Source organism: Klebsiella sp. P1927, from assembly GCF_018204675.1.
In the GTDB taxonomy this organism is placed as follows: Bacteria; Pseudomonadota; Gammaproteobacteria; order Enterobacterales; family Enterobacteriaceae; genus Klebsiella; species Klebsiella pneumoniae.
Genome location: NZ_CP073377.1, coordinates 4,487,135 through 4,504,257 on the forward strand (window position 1 = coordinate 4,487,135; position 17,123 = coordinate 4,504,257).

Here is a 17,123-nt window from a genome sequence, read left to right on the forward strand (position 1 = left end):
CGGCCGAATGGTTTATTTATGGCGATTCATAAAGCGACGTAAACCCCAGGTGAAGGCCATCGCCATACTGAAGAGAATGAACAGCAACACCACCCAGCTGATGGAGATGCGCAGCAGCGTGCCGGGGGTCATAAACGGCTGCAGATACACGGTGAAGGACTGGGCTGGTGATTTTCCCAGCAGTTCATAAACGTTATCGGTGAGCCACACGCCGACCCGGCAGAACAACCAGATAATCGCTGGCCAGCAGAGCAGCACCAGAAAGGTAAAGCGCTCCTGAATGTAAGTGAAGAGCTGGCGCAATGGCGACCAGTTAAGCAGGATTTTCATTTCTATTCTCATTTGCCAGCCGAGAACCAGTCTATGTTTCGCAAGGTATTTCGGGCAGCATCCATACAGGCAATCATCCCCCTTTGTATATCAAATTTGCTGCCATATAAACCAGATCAAGTTAACAAAGTGTTAATGATAAAGCTCATTTAGACAAAAACAGGGAAGAAGCATACCGTTCGCCACAATACATCCGGAAGCGAAGTATCCAGTCACGGAAATATTTTTTCTGAAGCGTAAACGCGTTATTTTGTGGGAGGAAGAGGCCGCATCATTATTTTACCGGAGCACAATATAATGGCGCTGAAATAAAGAAATAATATTAATCGTAGCTGCTGATAATTATTTTCCGACTTGTATCATCCGGTAAATTCACTATCCGGTTGACCATGCCACAAGCATTCGTCACGCTATTTTGCGAAGCAATAAAGGCGGTGCTGCGCACTTTGTCCGGGCTACGCTTTTGTAGCCCCGGTAAGCGCAGCGCCACCGGGGGAGATATACCCCACACAGCAAAAAACCCCGTACCTTTCGGGACGGGGTTCTTTTTAAACGCAAAAACAAAAAGCCCGGTCTTTCGACCGGGCTTTCTGCTTTATTTGATGCCTGGCAGTTCCCTACTCTCACATGGGGAGACCCCACACTACCATCGGCGCTACGGCGTTTCACTTCTGAGTTCGGCATGGGGTCAGGTGGGACCACCGCGCTAGTGCCGCCAGGCAAATTCTGTTTTATCAACACGTTTCACCAACGTATCGATTAATCTGAATCAGAGCTGAAAATTCTCTCAAATCCGCCAAAACATCTTCGGCGTTGTAAGGTTAAGCCTCACGGTTCATTAGTACCGGTTAGCTCAACGCATCGCTGCGCTTACACACCCGGCCTATCAACGTCGTCGTCTTCAACGTTCCTTCAGGAGACTTAAAGTCTCAGGGAGAACTCATCTCGGGGCAAGTTTCGTGCTTAGATGCTTTCAGCACTTATCTCTTCCGCATTTAGCTACCGGGCAGTGCCATTGGCATGACAACCCGAACACCAGTGATGCGTCCACTCCGGTCCTCTCGTACTAGGAGCAGCCCCCCTCAATTCTCCAGCGCCCACGGCAGATAGGGACCGAACTGTCTCACGACGTTCTAAACCCAGCTCGCGTACCACTTTAAATGGCGAACAGCCATACCCTTGGGACCTACTTCAGCCCCAGGATGTGATGAGCCGACATCGAGGTGCCAAACACCGCCGTCGATATGAACTCTTGGGCGGTATCAGCCTGTTATCCCCGGAGTACCTTTTATCCGTTGAGCGATGGCCCTTCCATTCAGAACCACCGGATCACTATGACCTGCTTTCGCACCTGCTCGCGCCGTCACGCTCGCAGTCAAGCTAGCTTATGCCATTGCACTAACCTCCTGATGTCCGACCAGGATTAGCTAACCTTCGTGCTCCTCCGTTACGCTTTGGGAGGAGACCGCCCCAGTCAAACTACCCACCAGACACTGTCCGCAACCCCGGTCAGGGGCCAACGTTAGAACATCAAACATTAAAGGGTGGTATTTCAAGGTTGGCTCCACGCAGACTGGCGTCCACGCTTCAAAGCCTCCCACCTATCCTACACATCAAGGCTCAATGTTCAGTGTCAAGCTATAGTAAAGGTTCACGGGGTCTTTCCGTCTTGCCGCGGGTACACTGCATCTTCACAGCGAGTTCAATTTCACTGAGTCTCGGGTGGAGACAGCCTGGCCATCATTACGCCATTCGTGCAGGTCGGAACTTACCCGACAAGGAATTTCGCTACCTTAGGACCGTTATAGTTACGGCCGCCGTTTACCGGGGCTTCGATCAAGAGCTTCTCCTTACGGATAACCCCATCAATTAACCTTCCGGCACCGGGCAGGCGTCACACCGTATACGTCCACTTTCGTGTTTGCACAGTGCTGTGTTTTTAATAAACAGTTGCAGCCAGCTGGTATCTTCGACTGGTCTCAGCTCCATCCGCAGGGACTTCACCTACACACCAGCGTGCCTTCTCCCGAAGTTACGGCACCATTTTGCCTAGTTCCTTCACCCGAGTTCTCTCAAGCGCCTTGGTATTCTCTACCTGACCACCTGTGTCGGTTTGGGGTACGATTTAATGTTACCTGATGCTTAGAGGCTTTTCCTGGAAGCAGGGCATTTGTTACTTCAGCACCGTAGTGCCTCGTCATCACACCTCAGCCTTGATTATCCGGATTTGCCTGGACAATCAGCCTACATGCTTAAACCGGGACAACCGTCGCCCGGCTAACATAGCCTTCTCCGTCCCCCCTTCGCAGTAACACCAAGTACAGGAATATTAACCTGTTTCCCATCGACTACGCCTTTCGGCCTCGCCTTAGGGGTCGACTCACCCTGCCCCGATTAACGTTGGACAGGAACCCTTGGTCTTCCGGCGAGCGGGCTTTTCACCCGCTTTATCGTTACTTATGTCAGCATTCGCACTTCTGATACCTCCAGCATGCCTCACAGCACACCTTCGCAGGCTTACAGAACGCTCCCCTACCCAACAACACATAGTGTCGCTGCCGCAGCTTCGGTGCATGGTTTAGCCCCGTTACATCTTCCGCGCAGGCCGACTCGACCAGTGAGCTATTACGCTTTCTTTAAATGATGGCTGCTTCTAAGCCAACATCCTGGCTGTCTGTGCCTTCCCACATCGTTTCCCACTTAACCATGACTTTGGGACCTTAGCTGGCGGTCTGGGTTGTTTCCCTCTTCACGACGGACGTTAGCACCCGCCGTGTGTCTCCCGTGATAACATTCTTCGGTATTCGTAGTTTGCATCGGGTTGGTAAGTCGGGATGACCCCCTAGCCGAAACAGTGCTCTACCCCCGAAGATGAGTTCACGAGGCGCTACCTAAATAGCTTTCGGGGAGAACCAGCTATCTCCCGGTTTGATTGGCCTTTCACCCCCAGCCACAAGTCATCCGCTAATTTTTCAACATTAGTCGGTTCGGTCCTCCAGTTAGTGTTACCCAACCTTCAACCTGCCCATGGCTAGATCACCGGGTTTCGGGTCTATACCCTGCAACTTAACGCCCAGTTAAGACTCGGTTTCCCTGCGGCTCCCCTATACGGTTAACCTTGCTACAGAATATAAGTCGCTGACCCATTATACAAAAGGTACGCAGTCACACCCGAAGGTGCTCCCACTGCTTGTACGTACACGGTTTCAGGTTCTTTTTCACTCCCCTCGCCGGGGTTCTTTTCGCCTTTCCCTCACGGTACTGGTTCACTATCGGTCAGTCAGGAGTATTTAGCCTTGGAGGATGGTCCCCCCATATTCAGACAGGATACCACGTGTCCCGCCCTACTCTTCGAGTTCACAACCTGTGCATTTTGGTGTACGGGACTATCACCCTGTACCGTCGGACTTTCCAGACCGTTCCACTAACACACAAGCTGATTCAGACTCTGGGCTGCTCCCCGTTCGCTCGCCGCTACTGGGGGAATCTCGGTTGATTTCTTTTCCTCGGGGTACTTAGATGTTTCAGTTCCCCCGGTTCGCCTCGTTAACCTATGTATTCAGTTAACGATAGTGCAACGAATTGCACTGGGTTTCCCCATTCGGACATCGCCGGTTATAACGGTTCATATCACCTTACCGACGCTTTTCGCAGATTAGCACGTCCTTCATCGCCTCTGACTGCCAGGGCATCCACCGTGTACGCTTAGTCGCTTAACCTCACAACCCGAAGATGTTTCACTTCTGATTGCGAAAATTTGAGAGACTCGAACACACTTAAACAGTGTGTCGTTTCAATTTTCAGCTTGATCCAGATTTTTAAAGAGCAAATATCTCAAACATCACCCGAAGATGAGTTTTGAGATAGTTCGGCACGCGTCTTTCACTCACGAACCAGCAAGTGGCGTCCCCTAGGGGATTCGAACCCCTGTTACCGCCGTGAAAGGGCGGTGTCCTGGGCCTCTAGACGAAGGGGACACTGAAGTCTCAATCGCAAGACGCCTTGCTTCTTTACTTTCATCAGACAATCTGTGTGAGCACTACAAAGGCAGGTTCTTTAAGGTAAGGAGGTGATCCAACCGCAGGTTCCCCTACGGTTACCTTGTTACGACTTCACCCCAGTCATGAATCACAAAGTGGTAAGCGCCCTCCCGAAGGTTAAGCTACCTACTTCTTTTGCAACCCACTCCCATGGTGTGACGGGCGGTGTGTACAAGGCCCGGGAACGTATTCACCGTAGCATTCTGATCTACGATTACTAGCGATTCCGACTTCATGGAGTCGAGTTGCAGACTCCAATCCGGACTACGACATACTTTATGAGGTCCGCTTGCTCTCGCGAGGTCGCTTCTCTTTGTATATGCCATTGTAGCACGTGTGTAGCCCTGGTCGTAAGGGCCATGATGACTTGACGTCATCCCCACCTTCCTCCAGTTTATCACTGGCAGTCTCCTTTGAGTTCCCGGCCGGACCGCTGGCAACAAAGGATAAGGGTTGCGCTCGTTGCGGGACTTAACCCAACATTTCACAACACGAGCTGACGACAGCCATGCAGCACCTGTCTCACAGTTCCCGAAGGCACCAAAGCATCTCTGCTAAGTTCTGTGGATGTCAAGACCAGGTAAGGTTCTTCGCGTTGCATCGAATTAAACCACATGCTCCACCGCTTGTGCGGGCCCCCGTCAATTCATTTGAGTTTTAACCTTGCGGCCGTACTCCCCAGGCGGTCGATTTAACGCGTTAGCTCCGGAAGCCACGCCTCAAGGGCACAACCTCCAAATCGACATCGTTTACGGCGTGGACTACCAGGGTATCTAATCCTGTTTGCTCCCCACGCTTTCGCACCTGAGCGTCAGTCTTTGTCCAGGGGGCCGCCTTCGCCACCGGTATTCCTCCAGATCTCTACGCATTTCACCGCTACACCTGGAATTCTACCCCCCTCTACAAGACTCTAGCCTGCCAGTTTCGAATGCAGTTCCCAGGTTGAGCCCGGGGATTTCACATCCGACTTGACAGACCGCCTGCGTGCGCTTTACGCCCAGTAATTCCGATTAACGCTTGCACCCTCCGTATTACCGCGGCTGCTGGCACGGAGTTAGCCGGTGCTTCTTCTGCGGGTAACGTCAATCGATGAGGTTATTAACCTTAACGCCTTCCTCCCCGCTGAAAGTGCTTTACAACCCGAAGGCCTTCTTCACACACGCGGCATGGCTGCATCAGGCTTGCGCCCATTGTGCAATATTCCCCACTGCTGCCTCCCGTAGGAGTCTGGACCGTGTCTCAGTTCCAGTGTGGCTGGTCATCCTCTCAGACCAGCTAGGGATCGTCGCCTAGGTGAGCCGTTACCCCACCTACTAGCTAATCCCATCTGGGCACATCTGATGGCATGAGGCCCGAAGGTCCCCCACTTTGGTCTTGCGACGTTATGCGGTATTAGCTACCGTTTCCAGTAGTTATCCCCCTCCATCAGGCAGTTTCCCAGACATTACTCACCCGTCCGCCGCTCGTCACCCGAGAGCAAGCTCTCTGTGCTACCGCTCGACTTGCATGTGTTAGGCCTGCCGCCAGCGTTCAATCTGAGCCATGATCAAACTCTTCAATTTAAGTTTGATGCTCAAAGAATTAAACTTCGTAATGAATTACGTGTTCACTCTTGAGACTTGGTATTCATTTTTCGTCCGAGGACGTTAAGAATCCATGTCACTTTGAGTGCCCACACAGATTGTCTGATAAATTGTTAAAGAGCAGTTGCGACGCGTTTTAGCGCCCTGTCGCGAGGTGGCGTATATTACGCTTTCCTCTTTCAGAGTCAACCCGTTTTTCAGGATTTTTCTCTGCAACCGAACCGGCTGTTTGTGTGAAGTGATTCACATCCGCCGTGTCAGTGGGAGCGCATTATAGGGAGTTCGCCGGAAGTAGCAAGCGTTAAAATAGAAAAATCTTATCGACCGCTCATTATTTGAACTTTTCGCTAATTCATCTTCTTACCATTAAAGGCGCAATCCCAGTGCTCATGCGGCCTGCAGCGCAATTTACGCTAAGATCGGTTTTTGGCGAAAATGTGATTTTCTCTCTTACCCAACGCCATTATCGCGCCGATGGTGAATTAAGCACCACTCTTGACCCACGACAATGCGCCCGCCCGGCCCTCATTTCTATAATCAGGCCCGTTTCTTCTTACTGGTAATAATCGATGGCTTATCAACTCAACATTAACTGGCCCGAGTTTTTAGAAAAATACTGGCAGAAACAGCCGGTGGTATTAAAAAACGCGTTTCCGGACTTCGTCGACCCGATTACTCCGGACGAGCTGGCCGGATTAGCCATGGAGCCGGAAGTCGACAGCCGGCTGGTCAGCCTGAAAAACGGCAAATGGCAGGCCAGCAATGGTCCTTTTGAACATTTCGACGGGCTGGGCGAAACCGGTTGGTCCCTGCTGGCCCAGGCGGTAAACCACTGGCATATGCCTGCCGCCGAGCTGGTGCGTCCGTTCCGCGTACTGCCGGACTGGCGCCTGGACGACCTGATGATCTCCTTCTCCGTCCCCGGCGGCGGTGTCGGCCCGCATATCGATCAGTATGACGTCTTTATTATTCAGGGCATGGGCAGCCGCCGCTGGCGCGTGGGTGACAAGCTGCCGATGCGTCAGTTCTGTCCGCATCCGGCACTGCTGCACGTCGATCCGTTCCCACCGATCATTGATGAAGATCTGCAGCCAGGCGACATCCTCTATATTCCACCGGGATTCCCGCACGACGGCATAACCCACGAAACCGCCCTGAACTACTCCGTCGGCTTCCGCGGGCCAAACGGCCGCGACCTGATCAGCAGCTTCGCCGACTATGTGCTGGAGAACGATCTCGGCGGCGAGCACTACAGCGATCCGGACCTCACCTGCCGCGAGCATCCGGGCCGGGTTGAAGAGTATGAACTCGAACGTCTGCGCACCATGATGATCGATATGATTCGCCAGCCGGAAGACTTCAAGCAGTGGTTCGGCAGTTTCGTCACCACCCCGCGTCACGAGCTGGATATTGCGCCGGCGGAACCACCGTATGAAGAAGAGGAAGTGGTCGATGCGCTGCTGGGTGGTGAAAAGCTTTCCCGCCTGAGCGGCCTGCGCGTTCTGCATATCGGCGACAGCTTCTTCGTGCATAGCGAACAACTCGACACCACCGATGCCGAAGCGCTGGATGCGCTGTGTCGCTATACCTCATTAGGCCAGGAAGAGCTCGGCAGCGGCCTGCAGAATCCGGCGTTCGTGAGCGAACTGACGCGGCTGATTAATCAGGGCTACTGGTACTTCGAAGAGTAAGAGAGTCGCGATACTGCGGGCAGCCGCCTGGCGCTGCCCGGTTTCTTTTATGACTCATCGTCAGTAAAGAGCTGTTCAATCGATTTGGTCGGATAAAACAGTAAGTTACTATTTTCATCCACGAGCTGTATAAACCCCAGACGAAGATAGAATGCTTTAGCTTTCTCATTAAGGGCTTCAACAAACAATCCGTAGATGCCAACGGCTTTAGACGCTCCCCACACCACTCGCATCACATGGGCAACCAACATCTCTCCCCAGCCCTGCCCCTGAACAGATTTATCAATGGCCAGCCGCCCGAGGGTTACGCTTGGCGCATTTTGATACGGGATTTTCTTTTGCTGAGTTTTAGACGGCAACATGCCTCGCTCGAAACAACTCCCCGATAAGGTGTAATAACCCAGCAACCTGGGAACGGTATCCCCGGAGACCAGCGCATAACCCCTTAAGATTTGTCCATCGTGCTGCCGCTTGAGGTGCTCTTTTAAAAACGTATTCAGCGCTTCCTCGCCGCAATCAAATCCAGTGATATCGTAGCTGAACGCATCGGCAATCATCTCAATCGTCAGTTGCTGCTCCATTAGCTCTACCTTACCTGGTTTGTAGACGCTTCGCTGCACGTTTCAGTCGATCATTCGGGGCTGGCGGTTGGGTAATCGCCTCCATCACCAGGCTCCATGATTGCTCATTGAGGACCATTCTGCGGTGCTGCTCAATCACTTCCGCAGCACGTTCTGAGGCACTGGCAACCACAAACTGGGTAATCGTCTGATTCGAAATTGCCGCAGCTTCCTCGATGATGCTCTTATCATCATCGGTTAATCTCAAATCTATACGCTGCTTTTTAAGTGCGGGCATACGTTATCTCCGGCCTGTTGCAAACTTCATGTACGGTTATTTTCCGTACATTTAATATAGCGACAGAAAGCCACATACTCAACTATCACTCGCGGATTGCGCCTATTTCGGCAACACCACAATAAACCGCGTCGAGCGCAGATCGGACTGCGCCGCCACGCTGCCGTGGTGGGCTCCGACAATCGATTTCACAATCGCCAGGCCGATGCCGCTGCCCTCCCCTTTGCGCTGGCGCGAGGGGGCGACGCGATAGAATCGGTCAAACAGGCGCGGCAGATGCTCGGCGGCAATCGGCGTACCGGGGTTCTCCACCACCAGGCGTACCGTCTCCGCGCTTTCGCTCAACTGGATGGTCACCGCCTGCCCGGCCGGCGTATAGCGAATCGCGTTCGACAGCAGGTTGCTGATTGCCCGCCGCAGCATCAGCGGATCGCCAATCACCCGGCAATGGCTACCGACAAAACGCAGCGCCACCGCCTTCTCTTCCGCCCACGCTTCGAAAAACTCAAACACCTTATGCACTTCATCGGCCAGATCCAGCGCCTGTTGCTCAGGGATCAGCTGGTTATTATCCGCCTGAGCGAGGAACAGCATATCGCTAACCATCCGCGACATCCGCGAGAACTCTTCGAGATTGGAGTAAAGCACCTCTTCCAGCTCCTGCGGGCTGCGGCTCTGGCTTAAGGCGATTTCGGTTTGCGTGACCAGGTTGGTAATCGGCGTACGGATTTCGTGGGCGATATCGGCGGAGAAATTAGACTGGCGGGTAAAGACATCCTCTATCCGCTCCAGCATATGGTTAAACGACAGCGCCAGCCGCTCCAGCTCGACAGGCACCGCCTGCGGGTCAAGGCGTACATCGAGATCCCGCGAGGTAATATTCTGGATCTGGCGGCTGATCTGGCGGATCGGCTTATGCCCCTGGTAGACCACAAACAGCACGATGGCGATGATCAGCAGGCTGATTATCGACGCCGCGGAGATCAGCTTCGCTTTCAGCTCATTAATATAGTGCAGGTGAAAATCGATGGATAAGGCCATCAGCAGGTGGTACGCCGGTTTACCGTCCGCCTGCTTGCCCAGCGGCAGCATGATCAACCGCCAGGCGCGGGTCTCCAGTGGATGATTATCGTGCGCCATTGCCCGCGGCTGCGGGTCGGTCCATGAAATCACATTCCCGTCGCGGAGCTGCATCGCCAGCCCCGGCGTACTCAGCATATGGCTGAGATCCGGCCCGTTGGGCGACTGGAACAGAATATTGCCCTGGCCATCGTCCAGGCAGATGAAGACGTTGGCGTAGCCCGCAATGATATTCTTCACGATCTCCAGCCGCCGCGCCTGCGGATAGTCAGCGTGGTCGAGGACCGTCTCCAGGGTGGTGCTGAGCTGTCTGAGATCGTGAACGTCGCGCTCTTCAAAGTGGGCCTTCACCGAATGGATCATGATCCAGGTGAAGGCAAAGAAAGCAATGATGGTGGCGAGGCTAATAAAGAAGGTCAGCCGGGTGGCCAGGGAAAAGGGGCGCTTAGCGGCCATCCGGCACCTCAAGCATATAGCCGACGCCGCGCACGGTCTGGATCAGCTTCGGCTCGAAGTCGTTATCAATTTTGGCGCGCAGCCGCTTCACCGCCACGTCAATGGCGTTAGTGTCGCTGTCGAAGTTCATATCCCACACCTGCGAGGCAATTAACGAACGGGGCAGCACCTCGCCCTGATGACGCAGGAAGAACTCCAGCAGCGTGAATTCCTTACTGGTCAGGGTGATGCGGGTGGCACCGCGCGTCACCTTGCGGCTGACCAAATCGACGCTGAGATCGGCCGCCTGAAACTGGCTTTCGACGATGACCGCCGCCCCGCGGCGCAGCAGAGTACGCACCCGCGCCAGCAGCTCCGCAAAGGCGAACGGTTTTACCAGATAGTCGTCAGCGCCCAGCTCCAGCCCCTTCACCCGATGCTCAATGGTGCCCAACGCGGTAAGCAGCAGGATCGGCATGCCTTTCCCGGCGGCGCGCAGCATGCGCACGATATCCCAACCGTTCACATCCGGCAGCATGATGTCGAGGATCAGCAGATCGTAATCGCTGGTCATCGCCAGGTGATAGCCGTTGAGGCCGTTATCGGCCAGGTCGACGACGAAGCCGGCCTCGGTGAGCCCTTTGGTCAGGTACTCTCCGGTTTTCTTCTCATCTTCGACAATCAAAATCTTCACGGCAGGCTCCTTCACGCGCGCTTTGTGCGGGTATTCAATTTTAGAGGAGCGCCTCCGGATAGCAATGAAATATCAGGAAAATGACAGCTTTGTCATTTTCCCGTCACGCCCTGAACAGAGCCCGCTACGTAAAGTAGCCGCCATGGATAAATCGTCGAAACTTCTGCCGCCATGCGCTCAATACAGCTACTTACCCTCAGCGTGATATTTACCTTAACCGGCTGTCTGTCACTTGCTCCGGACTATCAGCGCCCCGCAGCGCCGGTGCCGCAGCAGTTCTCTCTCAGCCAGAACAAGCTGGTTACTGCGACAGCGGGCTACCAGGAGACCGGCTGGCGCACCTTTTTCGTCGACCCGCAGGTGAAAAGCCTGATTAGCACCGCGCTGACCAACAACCGCGATCTGCGGATGGCGACGCTGAAAGTGCAGGAGGCTCGCGCGCAATATCGGGTTACCGACGCCGACCGCTACCCGCAATTGAACGGTGACGGCAGCACCACCTATGGCGGCAAGCTCAAAGGCGACACCACCACCAGCAGCGATTATGCCGCCGGCTTAAACCTCAGCTACGACCTCGACTTCTTTGGCCGGTTGAAAAACCTTAGCGAAGCCGACCGACAGAACTTCTTCGCCAGCGAAGAGGCGCGGCGCGCGGTGCATATCCTGTTGATTGCTAACGTTTCACAAAGCTACTTCAACCAGCGGCTGGCGGCAGCGCAGCTGCAGGTGGCCAACGACACCTTGCAGAACTATCAGCAGTCTTACGCCTTCGTTGAAAAACAGCTGCTGACCGGGAGCACCACCGTCCTGGCGCTGGAGCAGGCGCGCAGCATGATCGAAAGCACCCGCGCCGATATCGCCAAACGTCAGGGCCAGCTGGCGCAGGCCAATAACGCCCTGCAACTGCTGCTCGGCAGCTATCAACATCTGCCGGACGATAGCGCCAGCAGCGCCGTGGACCTGCAAGGCGTAACCCTGCCGCCATCGCTCTCCTCAGCGATCCTGCTGCAGCGGCCGGATATTTTAGAGGCCGAACACAGCCTGCAAGCGGCCAACGCCAACATCGGCGCCGCGCGGGCGGCCTTCTTCCCGTCGATCACCCTGACCAGCTCGCTCTCCGGCAGCAGCAGCGAACTCTCCAGCCTGTTTAACGCTGGCGGCGCGATGTGGAACTTCATTCCCAAAATCGAACTGCCGATTTTCAACGCCGGGCGTAATCAGGCCAGCCTCGATCTGGCGGAGATCCGCCAGCAGCAGCAGGTGGTCAACTATGAACAAAAAATCCAGTCCGCCTTTAAAGAGGTGGCCGACGCGCTGGCCCTGCGCCAGAGCCTGGCCGATCAAATTGCCGCGCAGGAGCGCTATCTCGCCTCGCTGAATATCACCCTGCAGCGCGCCACTGCGCTCTATCGCCACGGCGCGGTCAGCTATATCGAAGTCCTGAGCGCCCAGCGCGATATTTTCACCACCCGACAAACCCTGCTGGAACTCAACTATTCCCGTCAGGCAAATGAAATCACCCTGTTCACCGCTCTCGGCGGCGGCTGGATGGAATAACCCAAGGAGTCCCGAACATGAATTCACTATCTAAAATCGCCCTGTTCACCCTGCTCTCTGGCGCGGTGTTCGCCGCCCAGGCCGCCGCCCCGCACGCCGGTATGGTGATGCACGAGCAGCCCGCCGCCGCGCAGGCGCAAAGCATCCGCGGCAAAGGCGTCATTAAAGCTATTGATATGGATAACAAAAAAATCACCATCGCCCACGAGGCCATCCCGGCGGTGAACTGGCCGCCGATGACCATGCGCTTCACCATCACCCCGCAGACGCAGCTCAACAATGTGAAGGATGGCGACAGCGTGGACTTCACCTTCGTTCAGCAGGGCAATCTGTCGCTGTTACAGGATATCCGCGCCCAATAACGGCCCGGCGACGGTAGGCCCCCTCAACAACTGAATGGACGACACATGGCATCCCTGACACTGAAAAATACGGCGCTGATCCTCGGCAGCATGCTGATTGGCGGCGCGCTTACCGCGGCGCTGTACGCCAGACTAACGCCGGTCGACGCTGCCGCTCCGGCAGCCGAGCAGCAGCGTAAAGTGCTGTTCTGGTACGACCCGATGTACCCGAACACCCGCTTCGATAAACCGGGTAAATCGCCGTTTATGGATATGGATCTGGTGCCGAAATACGCCGATGAGGAGAGTGCTGCCGCCGGTGCGCCGGGGGTGCGTATCGACCCGACGCAGACCCAGAATCTTGGGGTGAAAACCGCCGCCGTTACCCGCGGGCCGCTGCGCTACGCCCAGACCTTCCCGGCCAACATCAGCTATAACGAGTACCAGTATGTGATTATGCAGGCGCGGGCGGCGGGCTTTATCAATAAAGTCTATCCGTTGACCGTCGGCGACAAAGTGAAACAAGGCACGCCGCTGCTCGAGCTGACCATCCCGGACTGGGTGGAAGCGCAGAGCGAATATCTGCTATTGCAGGAGACCGGGGGCACCGCTACGCAGGTCGAGGGGATCCTCGAGCGTCTACGTCTCGCCGGAATGCCGGACGACGATATCCGCCGCCTGAAAGCCACGCGCAAGATCCAGACCCGCTTCACCCTCAAGGCGCCCATCGACGGGGTGATCACCGCCTTCGATCTGCGCGCCGGAATGAACATCGCTAAAGATAACGTGGTGGCGAAAATTCAGGGCATGGACCCGGTGTGGGTCAGCGTGGCGGTCCCGGAATCCATCGCCTGGCTGATTAAAGACGCCTCGCAGTTCAGCATTCAGGTTCCCGCCTGGCCGGGCAAAACCTTCCGCATCAGCAAATGGACCCTTCTCCCCAGCGTCGATAGCGCCACCCGCACCCTGCAGCTGCGCCTGCAGGTCAACAACCCGGATGAAGCGCTGAAGCCGGGGATGAACGCCTACCTGCAGCTGACCAGCGAAAGCGCCCCGATGCTGCTGATCCCCTCCAAAGCGCTGATCGACAGCGGCAGCGAGCAGCGAGTGATTACCGTGGATAACGAGGGCCGCTTCGTGCCGAAAATCGTGCAGGTATTCCATGAGTCCAATGGCGTCACGGCCATTCGCAGCGGGCTGCAGGAGGGTGAGAAAGTCGTCGCCAGCGGCCTGTTCCTGATCGACTCGGAGGCCAATATCGCCGGCGCGCTGGAGCGCATGCGCGCGCAGGCCCCTGATGCCGCGGCCTCTGCCGCCCACGCGCACTAAGGAACGGAACCATGATTGAATGGATTATCCGCCGCTCGGTGGCCAACCGCTTCCTGGTGATGATGGCGGCGCTGTTTCTCAGCATCTGGGGAACCTGGACCATCATCCACACCCCGGTAGACGCCCTGCCGGATCTCTCTGACGTACAGGTGATCGTCAAAACCCGCTATCCGGGGCAGGCGCCGCAGATCGTCGAAAACCAGGTCACCTGGCCGCTGACCACCACCATGCTGTCGGTCCCCGGCGCCAGAACGGTTCGCGGCTTCTCGCAATTCGGCGACTCCTACGTATACGTGATTTTTGAAGACGGCACCGATCCTTACTGGGCGCGCTCGCGGGTGCTGGAGTATCTCAACCAGGTGCAGGGCAAACTTCCCGCCGGGGTCAGCGCCGAAATGGGCCCGGATGCCACCGGCGTCGGTTGGGTCTTCGAGTACGCGCTGGTCGACCGCAGCGGCAAGCACGACCTCGCCGAACTGCGCTCCCTACAGGACTGGTTCTTAAAATATGAGCTGAAAACCATCCCTAACGTCTCGGAAGTGGCGTCGGTGGGCGGCGTGGTCAAGGAGTATCAGATTGTCGTCGACCCGATGAAGCTGACCCAGTACGGCATCAGTCTCGGCGAAGTGAAATCGGCGCTGGACGCCTCTAACCAGGAGGCGGGCGGCTCTTCCGTCGAACTGGCGGAAGCCGAATATATGGTGCGCGCCAGCGGCTACCTGCAGACGCTCGACGACTTCAAAAATATCGTGCTGAAAACCGGGGATAACGGCGTGCCGGTCTATCTTGGCGACGTCGCGCGGGTGCAGATCGGCCCGGAGATGCGCCGCGGAATCGCCGAGCTTAACGGCGAAGGCGAAGTGGCCGGCGGCGTGGTGATCTTGCGCTCCGGCAAGAACGCCCGCGAGGTGATCTCGGCGGTCAAAGAGAAGCTGGCGTCGCTGCAAAGCAGCCTGCCGGAAGGGGTGGAAGTGGTCACCACCTACGACCGCAGCCAGCTTATCGACCGCGCCATCGACAACCTCAGCTACAAGCTGCTGGAAGAGTTTATCGTCGTCGCCCTAGTCTGCGCCCTGTTCCTGTGGCACGTGCGCTCGGCGCTGGTGGCGATTATCTCGCTACCGCTCGGCCTGTGCTTCGCCTTTATCATGATGCATTTCCAGGGGCTCAACGCCAACATCATGTCGCTGGGCGGGATCGCCATTGCGGTGGGGGCGATGGTCGATGCCGCCATCGTGATGATTGAGAACGCCCATAAGCGGCTGGAGGAGTGGGAGCATCAGCACCCGGGAGAGAAGCTCAGCAACGACACACGCTGGAAAATAATTACCGAGGCCTCGGTGGAGGTCGGCCCGGCGCTGTTTATCAGCCTGCTGATCATCACCCTGTCGTTTATCCCGATTTTCACCCTCGAAGGCCAGGAGGGCAAACTGTTCGGCCCGCTGGCCTTCACCAAAACCTGGTCGATGGCCGGGGCGGCGCTGCTGGCGATCGTGGCGATCCCGATCCTGATGGGCTTCTGGATCCGCGGCAGGATCCCGGCGGAGAACAGCAATCCGCTGAATCGCTTTTTGATCCGCATTTATCACCCGCTGCTGCTGAAGGTGCTGCACTGGCCGAAGACTACCCTGCTGATTGCGCTCCTGTCGATCCTGACGGTTGTCTGGCCGCTTAACCGGGTCGGCGGCGAGTTTCTGCCGCAGATCAACGAGGGCGATCTGCTGTATATGCCGTCCACGCTGCCGGGGATCTCCGCTGCGCAGGCGGCGGATATGCTGCAGAAAACCGATAAGCTGATCATGGCGGTGCCGGAAGTGGCCCGGGTGTTCGGCAAAACCGGCAAGGCCGAGACCGCCACCGACTCGGCGCCGCTGGAGATGGTGGAGACCACCATTCAGCTTAAGCCACAGGATCAGTGGCGGCCGGGGATGACCATGGAGAAGATCGTCGACGAGCTGGATAAAACCGTGCGTCTGCCAGGGCTGGCGAACCTGTGGGTGCCGCCGATCCGCAACCGCATCGACATGCTCTCCACCGGCATCAAGAGCCCGATCGGCATTAAGGTTTCCGGCACTAACCTGGCCGATATCGACGCCATCGCCGGGCAAATTGAAGGGGTGGCGCGCAGCGTGCCGGGAGTCACGTCGGCATTAGCCGAGCGGCTGGTCGGCGGGCGCTACCTCGACATTGATATTCAGCGCGAGAAGGCGGCCCGCTACGGGATGACCGTCGGCGATGTGCAGCTGTTTGTATCGTCCGCCATCGGCGGGGCGATGGTTGGCGAAACGGTAGAGGGCGTCGAGCGCTATCCGATCAACATCCGCTACCCGCAGAGCTATCGCGACAGCCCGGAGACCCTGCGCCAGCTGCCGATCCTCACGCCGCTGAAGCAACAGATCGTCCTCGGCGACGTGGCTGAGGTGAAAGTGGTCACCGGACCATCGATGCTGAAGACCGAGAACGCCCGCCCGACCAGTTGGATCTACATCGACGCCCGCGACCGCGACATGGTGTCGGTAGTGCACGATCTGCAGCAGGCCATCGGCAAGGAGGTGAAGCTGAAGCCGGGCATCAGTGTGTCCTACTCCGGGCAGTTTGAGCTGCTGGAGCGCGCCAATCAGAAGCTGAAGCTGATGGTGCCGATGACGCTGATGATTATCTTCGTGCTGCTGTATCTGGCGTTCCGCCGCGTCGGCGAAGCACTGCTGATTATCACCAGCGTGCCGTTCGCCCTTGTGGGCGGGATCTGGTTCCTCTACTGGATGGGGTTCCATCTGTCGGTGGCCACCGGGACCGGCTTTATCGCCCTTGCCGGGGTGGCGGCAGAATTTGGCGTGGTGATGCTGATGTACCTGCGCCATGCCATCGAGGCGGAGCCATCGCTGGAGAATCCGCAGACTTTCAGCGTCGATAAGCTCGACGAGGCGCTATACCAGGGGGCGGTGCTGCGCGTGCGGCCGAAGGCGATGACCGTGGCGGTGATTATCGCCGGCCTGCTGCCGATTTTATGGGGCACCGGCGCCGGTTCGGAAGTCATGAGCCGTATCGCCGCGCCGATGATTGGCGGGATGATCACCGCCCCGCTGCTGTCGCTGTTTATCATTCCGGCGGCGTATAAGCTGATGTGGCTGTATCGGCATCGGGGCAAGCGTAGCCAATAGCCCGCCGCGTTTACGCCGGTCCGG

At 56.6% G+C, this 17,123-nt stretch carries 10 protein-coding genes, 1 tRNA gene and 3 rRNA genes; 5 read left to right on the top strand and 9 right to left on the bottom strand.

What is annotated here, in order from left to right; all coding sequences use genetic code 11:
* Nucleotides 1-12 precede the first annotated feature (12 nt).
* The 5 genes from KB892_RS22470 to KB892_RS22490 form a co-directional block, all read right to left on the bottom strand.
* Nucleotides 13-330: a hypothetical protein gene (locus tag KB892_RS22470; RefSeq protein ID WP_002887322.1), complete on the bottom strand. Its 318-nt coding sequence runs from the start codon at nucleotides 328-330 to the stop codon at nucleotides 13-15.
* Between the two features lie 604 nt (nucleotides 331-934).
* Nucleotides 935-1,050, bottom strand: a 5S ribosomal RNA gene (gene rrf, locus KB892_RS22475).
* Nucleotides 1,051-1,147: 97 nt separating this feature from the next.
* Nucleotides 1,148-4,049 (bottom strand): 23S ribosomal RNA (locus KB892_RS22480).
* A gap of 182 nt (nucleotides 4,050-4,231) precedes the next feature.
* Nucleotides 4,232-4,307: transfer RNA gene (locus KB892_RS22485), tRNA-Glu, on the bottom strand.
* Nucleotides 4,308-4,392: 85 nt separating this feature from the next.
* Nucleotides 4,393-5,932 (bottom strand): 16S ribosomal RNA (locus KB892_RS22490).
* The 16S, 23S and 5S rRNA genes sit together here with 1 tRNA gene alongside, the layout of an rRNA operon.
* A 590-nt stretch (nucleotides 5,933-6,522) precedes the next feature.
* On the opposite strand from KB892_RS22490, the gene KB892_RS22495 reads away from it, so the two are divergent.
* The gene (locus tag KB892_RS22495) at nucleotides 6,523-7,644 is read left to right on the top strand and encodes a ribosomal protein uL16 3-hydroxylase (RefSeq protein WP_002887282.1); all 1,122 of its coding nucleotides are present in this window, start codon (nucleotides 6,523-6,525) and stop codon (nucleotides 7,642-7,644) included.
* A gap of 47 nt (nucleotides 7,645-7,691) precedes the next feature.
* Here the strand turns inward: KB892_RS22495 and kacT are convergent, their stop codons facing one another.
* The 4 genes from kacT to cusR form a co-directional block, all read right to left on the bottom strand.
* Nucleotides 7,692-8,225: a type II toxin-antitoxin system toxin KacT gene (gene kacT, locus KB892_RS22500; protein ID WP_002887280.1), complete on the bottom strand. Its 534-nt coding sequence runs from the start codon at nucleotides 8,223-8,225 to the stop codon at nucleotides 7,692-7,694.
* A 10-nt stretch (nucleotides 8,226-8,235) separates the two neighbouring features.
* A complete protein-coding gene (kacA, locus tag KB892_RS22505) occupies nucleotides 8,236-8,502 on the bottom strand; it encodes a type II toxin-antitoxin system antitoxin KacA (RefSeq protein ID WP_002887278.1) in 267 nt (88 codons plus the stop codon).
* 102 nt (nucleotides 8,503-8,604) lie between these two features.
* Complete coding sequence (locus KB892_RS22510) at nucleotides 8,605-10,038, bottom strand: Cu(+)/Ag(+) sensor histidine kinase (protein ID WP_206659713.1); 1,434 nt, start codon at nucleotides 10,036-10,038, stop codon at nucleotides 8,605-8,607.
* Nucleotides 10,028-10,711, bottom strand: a complete 684-nt coding sequence (gene cusR, locus KB892_RS22515; protein WP_002887273.1) for a copper response regulator transcription factor CusR — start codon at nucleotides 10,709-10,711, stop codon at nucleotides 10,028-10,030. The genes KB892_RS22510 and cusR overlap by 11 nt, the downstream gene beginning before the upstream one ends.
* A gap of 171 nt (nucleotides 10,712-10,882) precedes the next feature.
* On the opposite strand from cusR, the gene KB892_RS22520 reads away from it, so the two are divergent.
* From KB892_RS22520 to KB892_RS22535, 4 genes are read left to right on the top strand one after another with little or no spacing between them, the layout of a single operon-like run.
* Nucleotides 10,883-12,268 carry an efflux transporter outer membrane subunit gene (locus KB892_RS22520; RefSeq protein ID WP_002887267.1) on the top strand — a complete coding sequence of 462 codons (1,386 nt, stop codon included), beginning with the start codon at nucleotides 10,883-10,885 and terminating at the stop codon, nucleotides 12,266-12,268.
* 17 nt (nucleotides 12,269-12,285) lie between these two features.
* A complete protein-coding gene (cusF, locus tag KB892_RS22525) occupies nucleotides 12,286-12,630 on the top strand; it encodes a cation efflux system protein CusF (RefSeq protein WP_002887266.1) in 345 nt (114 codons plus the stop codon).
* A gap of 45 nt (nucleotides 12,631-12,675) precedes the next feature.
* Nucleotides 12,676-13,938, top strand: coding sequence for an efflux RND transporter periplasmic adaptor subunit (locus KB892_RS22530; protein ID WP_002887265.1), 1,263 nt, complete (start codon nucleotides 12,676-12,678; stop codon nucleotides 13,936-13,938).
* Nucleotides 13,939-13,949: 11 nt separating this feature from the next.
* A complete protein-coding gene (locus tag KB892_RS22535) occupies nucleotides 13,950-17,099 on the top strand; it encodes a CusA/CzcA family heavy metal efflux RND transporter (RefSeq protein ID WP_002887262.1) in 3,150 nt (1,049 codons plus the stop codon).
* Nucleotides 17,100-17,123: the final 24 nt, after the last annotated feature.